The sequence below is a fragment of the Desulfomicrobium aestuarii genome, assembly GCF_055385525.1.
Window position 1 is genome coordinate 2,939,925 of record NZ_AP042427.1, and the last position, 14,913, is coordinate 2,954,837.

At 66.5% G+C, this 14,913-nt stretch carries 15 protein-coding genes; 9 read left to right on the plus strand and 6 right to left on the minus strand.

All coding sequences use genetic code 11. From position 1 onward, the window contains the following. Positions 1-16: 16 nt before the first annotated feature. Genes ACZ5AC_RS13460 through ACZ5AC_RS13475 form a run of 4 tightly spaced genes read right to left on the minus strand, consistent with a single transcriptional unit; the run spans position 17 to position 5,665 of the window. Positions 17-778: a hypothetical protein gene (locus tag ACZ5AC_RS13460; RefSeq protein WP_464248111.1), complete on the minus strand. Its 762-nt coding sequence runs from the start codon at positions 776-778 to the stop codon at positions 17-19. Further along, entirely contained in the window at positions 775-2,184 is a 1,410-nt protein-coding gene (locus ACZ5AC_RS13465) for a sigma-54-dependent transcriptional regulator (protein ID WP_464248112.1), read from the minus strand. The genes ACZ5AC_RS13460 and ACZ5AC_RS13465 overlap by 4 nt, the downstream gene beginning before the upstream one ends. Further along, on the minus strand, positions 2,181-3,650 hold the full coding sequence (locus tag ACZ5AC_RS13470) for a sensor histidine kinase (protein WP_464248113.1): 1,470 nt from the start codon (positions 3,648-3,650) through the stop codon (positions 2,181-2,183). The genes ACZ5AC_RS13465 and ACZ5AC_RS13470 overlap by 4 nt, the downstream gene beginning before the upstream one ends. Then, positions 3,638-5,665, minus strand: coding sequence for a S16 family serine protease (locus ACZ5AC_RS13475; RefSeq protein ID WP_464248114.1), 2,028 nt, complete (start codon positions 5,663-5,665; stop codon positions 3,638-3,640). Before ACZ5AC_RS13475 ends, ACZ5AC_RS13470 begins: the two co-directional genes overlap by 13 nt. Positions 5,666-5,922: 257 nt before the next feature. On the opposite strand from ACZ5AC_RS13475, the gene ACZ5AC_RS13480 reads away from it, so the two are divergent. The 8 genes from ACZ5AC_RS13480 (at position 5,923) to ACZ5AC_RS13515 (ending at position 13,076) form a co-directional block, all read left to right on the plus strand. Continuing rightward, positions 5,923-6,099 carry a hypothetical protein gene (locus ACZ5AC_RS13480; RefSeq protein WP_464248115.1) on the plus strand — a complete coding sequence of 59 codons (177 nt, stop codon included), beginning with the start codon at positions 5,923-5,925 and terminating at the stop codon, positions 6,097-6,099. A 26-nt stretch (positions 6,100-6,125) separates the two neighbouring features. Next, on the plus strand, positions 6,126-6,653 hold the full coding sequence (locus tag ACZ5AC_RS13485) for a hypothetical protein (RefSeq protein ID WP_464248116.1): 528 nt from the start codon (positions 6,126-6,128) through the stop codon (positions 6,651-6,653). Positions 6,654-6,728: 75 nt separating this feature from the next. Next, the gene (locus ACZ5AC_RS13490) at positions 6,729-7,025 is read left to right on the plus strand and encodes a hypothetical protein (protein WP_464248117.1); all 297 of its coding nucleotides are present in this window, start codon (positions 6,729-6,731) and stop codon (positions 7,023-7,025) included. A gap of 26 nt (positions 7,026-7,051) precedes the next feature. Next, positions 7,052-8,101, plus strand: a complete 1,050-nt coding sequence (locus tag ACZ5AC_RS13495) for a sulfite exporter TauE/SafE family protein (RefSeq protein ID WP_464248118.1) — start codon at positions 7,052-7,054, stop codon at positions 8,099-8,101. 258 nt (positions 8,102-8,359) lie between these two features. Next, on the plus strand, positions 8,360-9,379 hold the full coding sequence (locus tag ACZ5AC_RS13500) for a PstS family phosphate ABC transporter substrate-binding protein (protein ID WP_464248119.1): 1,020 nt from the start codon (positions 8,360-8,362) through the stop codon (positions 9,377-9,379). An 88-nt stretch (positions 9,380-9,467) separates the two neighbouring features. Beyond that, positions 9,468-10,697, plus strand: a complete 1,230-nt coding sequence (gene pstC, locus ACZ5AC_RS13505; RefSeq protein ID WP_464248120.1) for a phosphate ABC transporter permease subunit PstC — start codon at positions 9,468-9,470, stop codon at positions 10,695-10,697. An 8-nt stretch (positions 10,698-10,705) separates the two neighbouring features. Beyond that, entirely contained in the window at positions 10,706-11,866 is a 1,161-nt protein-coding gene (gene pstA, locus ACZ5AC_RS13510; RefSeq protein ID WP_464248121.1) for a phosphate ABC transporter permease PstA, read from the plus strand. 133 nt (positions 11,867-11,999) lie between these two features. Continuing rightward, positions 12,000-13,076, plus strand: a complete 1,077-nt coding sequence (locus ACZ5AC_RS13515; RefSeq protein ID WP_464248122.1) for a DUF475 domain-containing protein — start codon at positions 12,000-12,002, stop codon at positions 13,074-13,076. A 7-nt stretch (positions 13,077-13,083) separates the two neighbouring features. Here the strand turns inward: ACZ5AC_RS13515 and ACZ5AC_RS13520 are convergent, their stop codons facing one another. Next, entirely contained in the window at positions 13,084-13,542 is a 459-nt protein-coding gene (locus tag ACZ5AC_RS13520) for an SRPBCC family protein (protein ID WP_464248123.1), read from the minus strand. Positions 13,543-13,604: 62 nt separating this feature from the next. Here ACZ5AC_RS13520 and ACZ5AC_RS13525 point away from each other — a divergent pair, with 62 nt between their 5' ends. Beyond that, positions 13,605-14,420 carry a hypothetical protein gene (locus tag ACZ5AC_RS13525; protein WP_464248124.1) on the plus strand — a complete coding sequence of 272 codons (816 nt, stop codon included), beginning with the start codon at positions 13,605-13,607 and terminating at the stop codon, positions 14,418-14,420. A gap of 54 nt (positions 14,421-14,474) precedes the next feature. On the opposite strand, the gene ACZ5AC_RS13530 is transcribed toward ACZ5AC_RS13525, so the two are convergent. Next, positions 14,475-14,912, minus strand: coding sequence for an Hsp20/alpha crystallin family protein (locus tag ACZ5AC_RS13530; RefSeq protein WP_464248125.1), 438 nt, complete (start codon positions 14,910-14,912; stop codon positions 14,475-14,477). Between the last annotated feature and the right edge of the window lies 1 nt (position 14,913).

Sequence of the window (14,913 nt, forward strand, 5' to 3'; positions counted from 1 at the left end):
GCGGAAAGACGGTCTGTTATGGAGTGGCGGCGCCGAAGCGCAGCTCATCGATGCCGCAGAGCATGAAGCCGAGGATGGGACGGCATTTTTCCGCGCACGGCGCGCAGAAGCGGCCGTGGGTCCGGGTGCCCGACAGGTTCTCCCGGCCGACGTAGAACTCGGCCAGGGCCATGGGGACGAGGCCGTGCAGGGCGGCGTGATGCAGGAGCTTGGGCGCGCAGCACTCGCCGGTGCCCGTGGGCATGGCCCGGCCGAGGAAGACATCGCGCAGGGCGCGACTCTGCCCCCGAAAATTGGCCGGGCGGTAGAGGTCGAAGATGCGTTCCATCAGGCCGGCGGACAGAGCCCGACGTTCGGCCAGGAGATCGCGGCGCAGAGGGTCTTCGGGCGAGAGGGCGGCGATGCGGGCTGTCAGGGCCTTGATGCGCGGCTCGTCGTCACGGATCGTGCTCTGGAACCGTGCCGGGTCGACGATGGGCGGCACCCAGCCCGGCACCTCCCAGACGCCGTTGTACTGTCCGGAGAAGGCCTTGAGCACCCGCTCGTTCCCCCGTCCATCCTGACAGACCAGCACCCCGAACATCTGGCCGCGGGCCGGCCCGAAGAGGTAGTCGAGGCCCAGGCGCGGGTCGTCGCAGCCCGGCGCAGCGATGCTCCCCCGCGCCTCCATTTCCGCCATGAGAGCCAGGGCATGCGGCATCGCGGGAGCCGCGGGCAGGACGTGCTCCCGCCCGCAGTCCCGGCAGAACCCGGCGCAATCCTCGACGGACCGGGTCACACGTCCGCCTGCAGACCGAAACGCTTCATCTTCCGCCACAGGGAGGCCCGGTCGATGCCCAGGAGCCGCGCGGCAGCGGTGCGGTTGCCGTCGACATGGGCCAGCGTCCACTCGATCTGCTCCCGCTCGCACTCCTCCAGGGTCATGGGCTGGCGCTCGCCGGCCCTGACCAGGTGGCGCGGGGCTTCGAGCAGCTCGGGCGACAGGTGGGCCGGCAGAATCTCGTCACCCGTGCAGAATACCGCCGCGCGCTCGATGATGTTTTGCAGTTCGCGCACGTTGCCAGGAAAGGCGTAGCGCGACAGGATGTCGAGCACCTCGGCCGAGACGCGCGGCGCGGGCCGCCCGCTCTCCCTGGCCGTCTTCTCGGCGAAGAAGTGCGCCAGCAGCGGCAGGTCCTCCAGGCGCTGCGCCAGGGGCGGCATGCGCAGGACCAGGACGTTCAGCCGGAAATAGAGGTCCTGCCGGAAACGCCCGGCCTCTACCTCGGTACGCAGGTCCTTGTTGGTCGCGGCCACGAGACGCACGTCGACGGGGATGTCCGCAGTGCCGCCGACGCGGCGGATCGAGCGCTCCTGCACGGCCCGCAGCAGCTTGACCTGCATGGCCAGAGACATCTCCCCCACCTCGTCGAGAAAGAGCGTGCCCCCTTCGGCGGCCTCGAACAGTCCCTTCTTCTGCCTCGTGGCGCCCGAGAACGCGCCCTGCTCGTGCCCGAACAGCTCGCTTTCCAGCAGCTCCTCGTTGAAGGCGCCGCAGTTGATGGCCAGGAAGCGGGCCTCGGAGCGGCGGCTGAAGAGATGGACCATGCGCGCCGCCACCTCCTTGCCCGTGCCCGTCTCGCCGAGGATAAGCACCGTCACGTCGGACGGGGCGATGCGCACGATGGTGCCTTTGAGTTCGCGCATGCACGGGGCCTCGCCCAGGAGCGGCACGGGCAGGGTCCGGTCCTTGAGCTGCTCGCGCAGGCGGGCGACCTCAAGGCGCAGGCGGCGCTTCTCCAGGGCCCTGCGCACCAGAAGCCGGGCCTCGTCGAGGCGGTAGGGCTTGGCCAGATAGTCGTAGGCCCCGGCGCGCATGGCCTCGACGGCCGTGTCCACGGTGGGGTAGCCGGTGATGACCACGACCTCGATGTCCGGGTGCCGCTCCTTGACGGCCTTCAGCAGGGCCAGACCGTCCATGCCCTCCATCATGAGGTCCGTCAGGATGAGGTCGAAGTCGGCGCCCTGCAGAAGCCCCAGCGCCTCCTCCCCGCCTCCGGCCGTGACGGTCTCGTGCCCCTGCCGGGCCAGGGCCAGGGCCAGGTTGTCGCGGGAGATGACCTCGTCGTCGACCACGAGAATCCGCGCGGCCCGCTCCTCCCCCGCAACTCCCCCGCCCGGTGCGGCCGCGCGTCCCGCGCTCACAGCGCGCCCCCGGCGACACCGGCCAGGGGCAACCGGACGGTGAAGCACGTGCCGCGGCCCGGCTCGCTCTCGACCCCGATGGAACCCCCGTGCTTCTTGATGATGCCGAAGACCACGGCCAGGCCGAGGCCCGTGCCCGTCTCCTTGAGGGTGAAGAACGGGTCGAAGATGCGCCCCATGTGCTCGCGCGGGATGCCGGCGCCCGTGTCCCGGACCTCCAGCACCGCCAGGGGCGCGGCCGGGTCCCTGCGCGCGGCCAGGGTGATGGTGCCGGGCGGCGTGATGGCCTGGATGGCGTTGATCATCAGGTTGAGGAGCACTTCCTGGAAGCGCTGCCCGTCCAGGAGCAGCTCGATGTCCGGCGGGATGTCCGTGACGATGTTCACGCCCGCGGGCACCTCGCTCGACACCAGGCTCACGGCCCGCTGCACGACCTGGTGCAACGGCACGGACTTCAGGCAGAAATCCGTCTCCCGCGCGAACTCCAGGAGGCCCTTGACGATGTCCCGCGAGCGGCTGACCTCCTGGTAGATGTTGTCGAGCATATGGCGGGTCAGGGCGGGGTCCGGCGGCTGCGGCGCGTCCAGGTCCTCCTGCAGGATCTGGCAGGACGTGGAGATGTTGTTCAGGGGGTTGTTCAGCTGGTGGGCGATGCCCGAGGTCAGCACGCCCAGGGAGGCGAGCTTCTTCTCCTGCAGGAGCTGGCTCTGCCTGCGGTCCAGTTCGACGATCATGTGGTTGAAGGCCTCGACCACGCCGCGGGTTTCGTCGCTGGTGTCGGGCAGGGGCAGGGCCTCGAAGTTGCCCTGCACGATCTGCCGTGCCGAATGCTCGATGACGCCTAGGGCCCCGAAGATGCGCCGCCCCACGAGCCAGGAGAAGAACGCCGCCACGCCGGTGAAGACGGCGATGGCCAGCACCAGCTGGTGCTTGAGGGTCGCGACGATGCCCAGGATTCTGGCCCGCTGGGTGGCCACGAAGCGGTGGACCAGGTCCACGAGGTCCTTGCCCTGGTCGCGCAGGCGCGGGTCGGACGCCGAGGCCTGGGTCATGGCGTGCGCATTGCCGTCGGTTCTCAGCCCGGCGAAGGTCTCCTTGTACGAGCTCAGGTCCTGCCGCAGTTCGAGCAGCGTCGCGCGCCCCTCGCGGTCGGAGCTGCTGAGCCCGCCCTCGGGGTTCTCGATGCGGTCGATGATGCCCAGGGCGCTGTCGCAGTAGCGCAGGGTCTCCACGTAGTCGGCCTCGCCCATGTAGAGCAGGTAGTTCTTCTCGTAGCGGCGGATTTCGAGGATGTCGCTGCTCAGGTCGTCCACGACCTCGGCCAGGGCCAGGGCCTCCTCGATCTGCAGCAGGTACTTGTAGGAAATGCCGCCCAGCACGGAGAAGCCGAGGATGCTCAGAATCATCCCGAACAGGACGATGCGGCGGATCTTGCCGCTGGCGAAGCGGGAAATCAGTCCGTACATGCGCCGCCCCCCTTGTCGTCCAGGACCACGGCCAGGGCCTGCTCCACCCGCTCGACCAGCGTGACCGGCGGCAGATCGCCGACGCTTTCGCGCAGGGCCTCCACGTCGGCCGCGTTGCCCGCGGGCAGAACGACCATGGCGGCCCGTCCGCGCAGGGCCGCCAGAATCTTCTCGCGCACCCCGCTGACCGGAAGCACCCTCCCCACCAGGGACAGCTCTCCGGACAGGGCCACGTCCGAACGCGCCGGACGCCCCGTGAGCAGCGAGACCAGGGCCACGGCGATGGTCAGTCCGGCCGAGGGGCCGTCCTTGGCCACGCCGCCGGCCGGGATGTGGATGTGTATGTCGTGGCCCTCGAAGAAATCCTCGGCCACGCCCAGGGCCACGGCGTTGCTGCGGATGAAGCTCAGCGCGATCTGGGCCGACTCCTTGAGCACCCCGCCCAGGGAGCCGGTCAGGATGAGCTGGCCGGGCCCGGTCATGCGCGTGGCCTCGACGAAGATGATCTCGCCGCCCGTCTCGGACCAGACCAGCCCCGTGGCCGTGCCGACGAGGGCCCCGGCGGCGGCCGCGTCGTGGCGGTAGCGCGGCGGACCGAGGAGCACCGCCGCGCCTTCGGCGCCCACGGGCGCGGCCACGGCCTCGGCCCCGCCGTCCAGGCGCAGGCGTGCCAGCTTGCGGCACAGGCGGGCGATCTCGCGCTCCAGGCCGCGCACGCCGGACTCGTTGGTGTACTCGCGGACGATGCGCACCAGGGCCTCAGGGAGGATGTCCGGGTACGGGTTGACCAGGCCGTGCTCGCGCAGCTGACGCGGCAGCAGGAAACGGGAGGCGATGTCCATCTTCTCGGCCTCGGAGTAGCCCGAGAACTGCACGACCTCCAGGCGGTCCAGCAGGGGGCCGGCCAGGCGCTCCACGCCGTTGGCCGTGGCGATGAAGAGCACTTCGGACAGGTCGAAGGGAATTTCGAGATAGCGGTCCACGTAGCGGGCGTTCTGCTCGGGGTCGAGGATTTCGAGCATGGCCATGGCCGGGTCGCCCTTCACGTCCTGGCCGATCTTGTCCATCTCGTCGAGCATGAAGACCGGGTTGCGCACGCCCACGCTCCTGAGGGCCTGGATGATGCGGCCGGGCATGGCCCCGACGTAGGTCCGTCGGTGGCCGCGCAGTTCCGCCTCGTCGCGCAGGTCGGCCAGGGACATGCGGTAGAAGCGCCGCCCCAGGGCTTCGGCGATGGCCCGGCCCACGGACGTCTTGCCCACGCCGGGGGGGCCGACGAAGCACAGGATGGGCGCGCGGCTGGCGTAGCGGCGCGTGCGGGACTGCAGGGCCGAACGCACGGCCTCGCGCAGTTCGCTCAGGTCGATGGGCTTGGACAGGTAGTGCACGGCCCCGGTCTTCAGGGCGCGCACGGCCGTGTCCACGGTGGCGTAGCCCGTGACGAGGATGAACCTGGCATCCGGGGCCACGTCCCGGGCCGCCTCCAGGAGCTGCATGCCGTCCATGCGCTCCATCTTCAGGTCCGTGACGATGCAGTCGAACTCCTTGCGCCTGAGCAGCTCCAGGGCCTCCTCGCCGTTGGCCGCGACGTCCACGTCGTAGCCTTCGCGGTCGAGGACGTGCCGCAGGTTCGAGCGGGCGATGGGCTCGTCGTCGACGACCAGCAGCGAGGCCCGGCGCCTGGTCTGCAGCACGCGGGAGGCAAGATGCTCCAGCACTCGCTCCCGGACCTGACCCAGACCGGCGTGGCTGCCGTCGAAGACCTTGGCCGCCTGGCCCAGGTCGAGATTGTCCTGGGTCAGGGCGCCCCACGGCAGGGCCAGGATCGTCTCCACGTAGTTCAGGGCGATGGAGTATTCCCCCACGGACGAGTCTGTCTTCTCCATCCGGCCGATCTCCGACTCCAGCACCGCCCGCACGTTCTCGGGCACATCGGCCTGCCGGCATTTCTCCCGAAGCCCCGTCGGGTCCTCCGCCGGGGCCGGCGCCTCAACTTCCTGCTTGCGAAAAAACATCGATCAATCCCCTGCCTGGCGCCCTTTCGAGTACCGGCGTTGCAATCTGCAACGACGCTACAATCTGCAGCGCCTCCGGCAAACCGGGCTTGTTATGGATTTCACGTTTGCGGCGTTGTAATTTGCAACATCGCACAAAACCCCGCCGACCTTCCACTCAAAATTACAATCTTGATTTCAGCATGTTAGAGCAAAAAATCGTTCTGGCACGAGCCTTGTTTAAGGCCGGTCATCACTTTTAACGCGAGGTTAGCAAAATGAGCACCATCCGAGAAACGATTGAAGACACCTACACAGCCAATGCCTTTGCCGAACGGGGAATGACCAAGGACGCCCAGATTCTGCTCAAGGGTGAAAGCCGCCAGACGGCGGTCAAGGCCGATGCCGTCAAGCAGGTCGAAAAGCGCCCGCGTCCCACGCTCCACGCCAAATAGGCCCACAACTGCGCAGGAGCGAACAGATGCCTCGAAACTGGTTACGAAACACGTTGCACCCGGGCTCGCCCAGCCTGCGGCGCGCCAAATCCGTCGAAGACCGCCTGGCCGACTACACCGAAGCCGTGACCCTGGCCGAGGCCGGGGAACATATGCTGGCCTCGGACGTCATCCGGCACAGCGGCACGGGGCGCAGGCGCATTCTGGTCATCGGACATGGCTGCACCTTCTCCTCGCACCTGGGGGAATACGCCCTGAGCGTGGCGGAACGGATGGGCAGCGACCTGCTCTTCCTGAGCGTCGGACTGCCCAAGAAAGACCCCAATTGGCGCAAGTCGTTCACCCAGTTGGCGGACAGCGCCGCCGACGCCTGGCGCCAGGCCGCTGAGCGGCAGCATCTGAACGTCCAGCACGAAGTGCGGTTCGGCACCGTGGACGAGGCCGTGAGCGAGCTCGTCCGCAGCTGCGGCCGCATCGAATTCATCCTCAGCGAACCTGAAGAGGGCGAGCAGGTGCTCGGCCAGACAGGTCTGGCGCTTTTCACGGTGAAGTGACGGCCGTCCCGGAGGCGGGATCGATCCAACGCAACTCAACCGCTGCAAGCGGATACAACCAACATGGAGAACACAATGGCCTCATCTGAAAAGACATCGAAACCCATCGGAAAGACTCTCGTCTTCGGCGCCTTGACCGCAGCCTTCTACACGGGATTTTTCGCATACGGGGACGCCATCGCGGCCCAGTTCGCCCAGGGCTCCTTCTGGGCGGCCGGTCCCATCGCCACGGTCTTCGCCGTGTCCTACCTGCACGGCGAGTTCGCCAGCAACCTGTGGGCGACCCTGGGCATCTCCGCGGTCCACAAGCAAGCCCGCAAGACCGTCGAAGCCACCAAGCGCCCGGCCCAGCGCCCAGTCCTCAACGCCTGATCGCCCGTCACGAAGGAGACATCACAATGGATATCTTAAGCCTCGACCCCACCAAGTTCATCGACCTCAACGCCATGGCCATCACCTTCCTCTTCCTGGTCGGCTTTATCGGCGGCCTGGTCAGCGGCTTCATCGGCTCCGGCGGCGCCTTCGTGCTGACCCCGGGCATGATGAGCCTGGGCGTGCCCGGCACCGTGGCCGTGGCCAGCAACATGTGCCACAAGTTCCCCAAGGCCCTGGTCGGCGCCATCAAGCGCTTCCGCTACGGCCAGGTGGACGTGAAGATGGGCCTGATCATGGCCGCATCGGCCGGCATCGGCGTGCAGGTCGGCATCAAGATCCAGCAGATCATCCTGGCCATGTGGGGCCAGGCCGGGTCGGATCTCTACGTCAGCCTGTCCTTCGTCTTCGTGCTGGTCTTCGTGGGCGGCTACGTCATGAAAGACGCCATCAAGTGCGCCCGCAACGGCGGCGAAGAGGAAACGACGGCCCTGGCCAAGCGCCTGCAGAAAGTCGAACTGTGGCCCATGATCAATTTTCCCCGCTCGGGCCTGCGCATCTCCCTGTGGTTCACCCTGCCCGTGGGCTTCGCCACCGGCATTCTGGCCGCCACCATCGCCGTCGGCGGGTTCGTGGGCGTGCCCGGCATGATCTATGTCATCGGCGTGCCCGGCCTCATGGCCTCGGCCACGGAGCTCGTCATCGCCTTCGTCATGGGTCTGGGCGGCTCCATCAACTGGGCCATGCACGGCATGGTCGACATCCGCCTGGTGCTCATCATCCTGGGCGGGTCGCTCCTGGGCGTGCAGCTCGGGGCCATCGGCACGACCTATGTCCGGCCGCACATGATCAAGATGGTCATGGCCACCATCATGCTCATCGTCGCCGTCAGCCGCGGCCTGGCCCTGCCGACCTATCTGGTCAAGCTTGGCCTGATGGAACTGCCCGAATCGACCCTGGGCCTGCTCAAGAACGTGAGCTTCGCCTCCATGTGCCTGGCCCTCCTGGTCGGCTCCGTCATCATCCTCGGCAGCATGTGGAACGGCCGCAAGGCCCAGGCCGGCGCCGCAAGCTAAACGGCCTCCGCCTGTCCCGAAGTCGGCAAGCGAGCCCCCTCGACCCGGGGGCTCGCTTTTTTTCGGACGACGCGACAATTTCCCGCAACCCGCTTTTCATGGCGCCCGACATGGGTTATCAGTCGACCATGCGTTCGCGTCCCCGCTGTCACATCTCCGTCACAATCGCCTCAACATCCTGTAACATTGCGCGCCTAGTTAGTCCTCCAACGCATGATGCGAAACTCAAGTTTGAAACATCGCCAAGGAGGCACCATTATGAACCGTTTCCTGAAGAAAGCCGTTTTGGCCCTGGCCCTGCTGGTCGTCGGCAGCGGCATGGCCCACGCCCGTGACCAGGTCAAAATCACCGGCTCGTCCACCGTCTTCCCCTTCTCCAGCTACGTGGCCGAAGAGCTGGGCGCCACCACCAAATTTCCCGCCCCCGTCGTCGAGTCCACGGGTTCCGGCGGCGGCCACAAGCTGTTCGGCGCCGGCATGGGCCCGAACACCCCCGACATCGCCAACTCCTCCCGCCGCATGAAGGACAGCGAGTTCGAAGCCGCCGAGAAAAACGGCGTCGTCGACATCACCGAGGCCATGATCGGCTACGACGGCATCGCCATCGCCCAGAACAAGGACAACGAGCCCATGAGCATCACCCTTGAGGAACTGGCCATGGCCGTAGCCGCCGACGTGCCCGTCGACGGCAAGATAGTCCCGAACCCCTACAAGACGTGGAACGAGATCAACCCGAACCTGCCCGCCCGCAAGATCGTCTTCTACGGTCCGCCGACCTCTTCCGGCACCCGCGACGCCTTCGAGGAGATGGTCGTCGAGAAGGTCTGCGGCAAGATCGAGGGCTACGAGAAGGGCTACAAGAAGATCCGCCAGGACAGCGCCTACGTCCCGGCCGGCGAGAACGACAACCTGATCGTGCAGAAGCTCTCCAAGGACAAGGACTCCTTCGGCATCTTCGGCTACAGCTTCCTGGAAGAGAACGCCGATTCCATCCAGGCCGCGGCCATCGGCGGCGTGACCCCCGACGCCGAGAGCGTGGCCTCCGGCACGTACCCCATCTCCCGCTCCCTGTACTTCTACATCAAGAACGCCCACTACGACGCCATCCCCGGCCTGAAGGAATACGTGGAGCTGTTCATGAGCGAGAAGATGATCGGCAAGGACGGCCTGCTGAAGAGCATCGGCCTCATCCCGCTGCCTGACGACGCCCGCGCCAAGGTCCGCGAGGACGTGCTGGCCAAGAAGAAGCTGACCCTGGATGACCTGAAGAAGAAGTAAGCCCCAGGCTCAACCATGTCCCCGAAGGGCCGAGCCGTTATCCGACGGACCGGCCCTTTGCCGCGACCGACACAAAGCGAGGAATCTCGTGACCACAACCTACCTGGCCCAATATCTCTTCGCCGGCCTCCTGCCCCTGGCGCTCTTCGGCTATCTCGCGGGCCGCAGGAAAATCCGCGCCCAGCAGGACCAAAGCGCCAGATACAAAGCCTCCGAAAACCTGTTCGGCTGGTACGCCGTAACCAGGATGCTCCTGCCCGCGGTCGTCGTCAGCGCGGGCGCGACGGTCCTGGACCTCTTCGATCTCATGGAGGTTCCCTGGCCCATGGTCGCGGCCACGGCCCTGCTCCTCGGCGCAGGCGCCATGTGGATCGGCCTCAGGGCCATCAACCCGGGGCTTCGGGTGCGAACGGCCCTGGAGAAGACCATCGTCCGCGTCCTGCTGCTGGCCTCGCTCATCTCCATCCTGACGACCATCGGCATCGTGCTGTCCATCGTCTTCGAGGCCGTCCACTTTTTCCGCATCGTCAATTTCTGGGACTTCCTGACGGGCACGACCTGGAACCCCGACGGGGCCACCATCGGCGAGGACGGCGGCGCGCAGCACCTCTTCGGCTCGGTGCCGCTCTTCGCCGGCACCTTCATGATCACGGCCATCGCCATGTGCGTGGCCATCCCCGTGGGCCTCTTCTCGGCCATCTGCATGTCCGAGTACGCATCCCTGCGCGTCCGGCGCATCGCCAAGCCCGCCCTGGAGATCCTGGCCGGCATCCCGACCGTGGTCTACGGCTTCTTCGCGGCCATCACGGTCAGCCCCTTCATCGTGCGCCTGGCCGAAAGCGTGGGGCTGCAGGCGGATTTCACCAACGCCCTGAGCCCCGGCCTGGTCATGGGCATCATGATCATCCCGCTGGTCTCCTCCCTGTCGGACGACGTCATCAGCTCCGTGCCCCAGAGCCTGCGCGAGGGGTCCCTGGCCCTGGGCGCCTACCCGTCGGAGACCATCAAGCGGGTCGTGCTGCCGGCCGCGCTGCCGGGCATCGTCTCGGCCTGCCTCTTGGCCATCTCCCGCGCCGTGGGCGAAACCATGATCGTGGTCATGGCCGCCGGCCTGCAGCCCAACCTGACGTGGAACCCGCTGGAAGGGATGACCACGGTCAACGTGCGCATCGTCGACGCCCTGACGGGCGATCAGGCCTTCGACAGCCCCGAGACCCTGGCGGCCTTCGGCCTGGGTCTGGTCCTGCTGGTCCTGACCCTGTGCCTGAACATCGTGTCCCTGACCGTCATCCGCAAGTTCCGTCAGAAATACGAGTAGGAGAAAACATGAGCATCCACATCGACCCGCGCAGCCTGCGCAAGCGCAAGAACCGCGAGGCCCAGTTCAAGGCCCTCTCCTACATGGCCATCTCCGTGGCCGGCATCTTCCTGGTCATCTTCTTCGCCGACATCGTGCGGCAGGGCTACACGGCCTTCCAGCAGACCGAAATCGCCGTCGAGGTGACCTACACCCAGGAAATCTACGACAACCCGCGCTCGGCCATCGACGAGAAGATCGCGCCCCTGGTCAGCCGGGGCGTGACCCGCATCCTGCCCATGCATCTGCGCGAAAACCCGCATCTCATGGGCAAGACGGAAAAGCTCTGGGTCCTGGCCAACGCCGAGGTGGACCAGCACGTCAAGGGCAAGGCCAACCGGCTCAAACCGCGGGAAGTCAGCCAGGTCGACGAAATGCGCGCGGCCGGGAAAATCAGGAAGGCCTTCAACACCGGATTCTTCACCAACGGCGACTCCAAGCTTCCGGAAATGGCGGGCATCCTCTCCGCGGCCGTGGGCACCCTCTACCTCCTGGCCATCACCTTCGCCTTCAGCTTCCCGGCCGGCGTCATGGCCGCCATCTACCTGGAGGAATTCGCGCCGGACAACCGGCTGATGAACATCGTCGAGGTCAACATCAACAACCTCGCGGCCATCCCGTCCATCCTCTTCGGCCTGCTGGGCCTGGCCATCTTCATCAACTTCATGGGCTTCCCCCGCTCCTCGGCCCTGGTGGGCGGCCTGACGCTGGCGCTCATGACCCTGCCGGTCATCATCATCGCCACACGCGCGGCCATCCGGGCCATCCCCGACTCCATCCGCGAGGGGGCCCTGGCCCTGGGGGCGACCCACTGGCAGGTAGTCTGGGACCACATCCTGCCCCTGTCCCTGCCGGGCATCCTGACGGGGACCATCATCGGCCTGGCCCGCGCCATCGGCGAGACCGCGCCCCTTCTGATCATCGGCATGGTGGCCTACATCCAGGACATGCCCCGTGGCGTGACCAGCGCGGCCACGGTCCTGCCGGCCCAGATCTACGTCTGGTCCTCGGAATCCCTGCGCGCCTTCACCGAGCGCACCTCGGCCGGCATCATCGTGCTGCTGGTGGTGCTTCTGTCCATGAACGCCGTGGCCATCCTACTGCGCAACAAGTACGAGCGGAAATGGTGAGATCCTGAAACCCAAGCCGAAGCGAAAAGGGGAGCGATCCCCTTTTTTTTGTGCCGTCTTGACGGTATGAGGGGCGGCGAGCTACCCGCTTCCCGAACGTTCGTCGCCGTGCACAGATCCAGGGAGACCCGCCATGAAACAACAGCGCAGCACCATCAGCTATTTTCTCGAATCCATCATCCTCTCCCTGGTCGGACTTTCGGCCGCCTTCTACCTCGGCTTCCACTCCGGGGGGATGCCCATGGGCCTGGCCTTCCTGCTGACCACGACCCTGCTGGCCTGTCTGGAGACGTCCGTGTCCCTGGACAACGCCGTGGTCAACGCCACGGTGCTGCGGGTCATGAGCCCGTTCTGGCGGATCATGTTCCTGACCGTCGGCATCGCCATCGCCGTCTTCGGCATGCGCATCCTTTTCCCCATCCTCATCGTCTCCGTGGCCGGGAACATGCCCTTCGCCCAATCCTGGGTCATCGCCACCACGCAGCCCGACGAATACCGCCACATCATGGAAGGCAGCCACATGGGCATCATGGGCTTCGGCGGCACCTTCCTGCTCATGGTTGCCCTGACCTATTTCCTGAACAAGGAGAAGGAGACCCACTGGCTGCCCTTCATCGAGAGATTCTTCGTCAAGGCCGGGAGCGTCGAGAACGCCGCGGCCAGCATGACCATCGGCTTCGTCATGCTGACGACCCTGTTCCTCCCCTCGGCGGAGAGGTACGTCTTCATGATCAGTTCCCTGAGCGGCTTCGCCGTGCACGCCCTGATCGACGTGCTCAAGCACATCGTGGGCGGCGGCGACATCGTCACGGTGGCGGGGAGGAACGGGCTGGTGGGCTTTTTCTACCTGGAGGTGCTGGACAGCAGCTTCTCCTTCGACGGCGTGGTGGCGGCCTTCGCCATCACCAACAAGTTCTGGCTCATCGCCATCGGCCTCGGCATAGGCGCCCTCTTCGTGCGGTCCATGACCGTCTATCTCGTGGAGAAGGGCACCCTGGAGCAGTACAAGTACCTGGAGCCGGCCGCCTTCTGGGCCATCGGCTTCCTGGTGCTGGTCATGTTCATGTCGGCCGCGGGGCATCATCTGCCCGGCGGCGAGGTGACCACGGGCCTGGCCAGCATGGTCATCCTCGGGGCGGGGGTGCTGACCAGCATCATCCAGAAGCGGATCGAGGACAAGCTCCGCGCCTGCCGGCAGGAAACGACCTGACCCAGGTTCAGGCCGGTCCGAACATTCCCGCCAGCGCCTGCCAGCGGTAATCGAAGATGGCCTCCAGCCGGGAGGCGACCATCCCCCGAACGGCCTCGCCCAGGGGCCAGAACGGCAGGGCGTAGTGGACCTCGTCCTCCATTTCCGTGCCGCCGGGCACAGACCGGAACCGGTGCTGATGGTGCCACAGGCGGTAGGGCCCAAGCCGCTGCTCGTCGACGAAGAAGTCGGGCTCCCGCACATGGGTGATCTCCGTGACCCAGCCCACCCGCACACCGGGCAGGGCGCGGACAGTGTAGGTCAGGATCTGGCCGGCGTACATTGGCGCGGGGCTCGGGGTCGTGACCCGGAAATCCAGCCAGGGCGGGGTGATGGCGGCCAGATTGAGCGGGTCGGAGAAAAAGGCCCAGGCCGTGTCGCGGTCCACGGCCAGGGTCTGGGTGCGATGCAGACGATGCAGGGTCATGACGGCTCCTGAAGATTGGAGGGGCCAGGGCGGATCCGCCCGAGACAGACATGGGGGCCATGATGCCGATTCTTCCCGAAGATGAACAGGTCCGGGGCGGGGTATATCTCTGCCAGACGGGGCCTTGCACGTCCTGCGGCAGCTGCTGCGGGCTCTACAACGTCCGCGGACTGTCCCGGGAGGGACTTCGCTCCGTCCTGCTCCAGCGAACCGAAGCCTTCGCACGGGTTCCCCGCAGCATCGACGCCATCCTGGCCTTCGAGCAGGAGCGTCTGGCTCGCGAAGGCGACGACTATCCCATCCAAGATTTCCACCACTGCGTCTTCGTCGGCCTGATCCGCGACGGGGGCGAACGCGTGGGCTGCCTGCTCCACCCCCTGGCCGACGGCAACGCCGGCGTGGACTGGCGGGGCCTGAGCTTCTACGGCGGGGCGGCCTGCAAGCACTTCTTCTGCCCGACCTACGACCAGTTGGACGCGCGCTGGAAGCGCCTGGTCCGCCATGTCGTCGACGACTGGTACGCCTACGGCCTGATCATTCCCGAACACCGCCTCCTGACCGCCCTGCTCGGCGCCGTCGAGGCCCGCCTGGGCCGCGAGCTGGCCCCGGACGACCTCTCGCCCGACGGTCAGTCCGCCCTGGCGGAACTGCTGCGCGTCAAGCTCGACTGGCCCCTGCGCGACGCGGACACGCCTCTGGCCTGGAACTTCTTCAGCACGCGCCGGACCGAACGACCGGGACTCGACGCCGGCCAGCCCGCCGACCCGCTGCTGCTGCAGGCCCTGTGCGAACTGGACACCCGGCCCGAACACGCCGCGCAGGCCCTCGGACGCCTCGAAGAACTCCTCGACCGCACAGCCGCCCTCTCCCGAAAATGAAAGGACCGGCTCGAAGCCGGTCCTTGGGGTGAGGGGCGGGTCATCCGCCAATGGTCACTCGACGTGGATGTCTATGGCCTTGGGCCGCGTCTTCTCGGTCTTCGGCAGATGCAGGTGCAGCATGCCGTCCTTGAAGACCGCCTTGATGCCGTCCGGGTCCACGTTGTCCGGCACCGTGAAGCGCCGCACGAAGGTGCCCGTGAACCGCTCCACGCGGTGATACTTCTTGTCCTTCTCTTCCTTCTCGGTCTTGCGCTCACCCTGGATCGTCAGCACGCCGTTCTCCACGGACACCTTGACATGGTCCTTCTCCACGCCGGGAATATCGGCCTTGATCAGAAACTCGGTTTCGGTCTCGGCAATATCCACCCGCGGAGTCCAGTCGCTGGATGCAAGCGCCTCCTGACCGCCGCGCGGCCATCCCACGGCCTTGGTGTACCGATCGAACATGTCCTCGATTTCCCGCCAAGGATCCCATTTCATCAGTGTCATG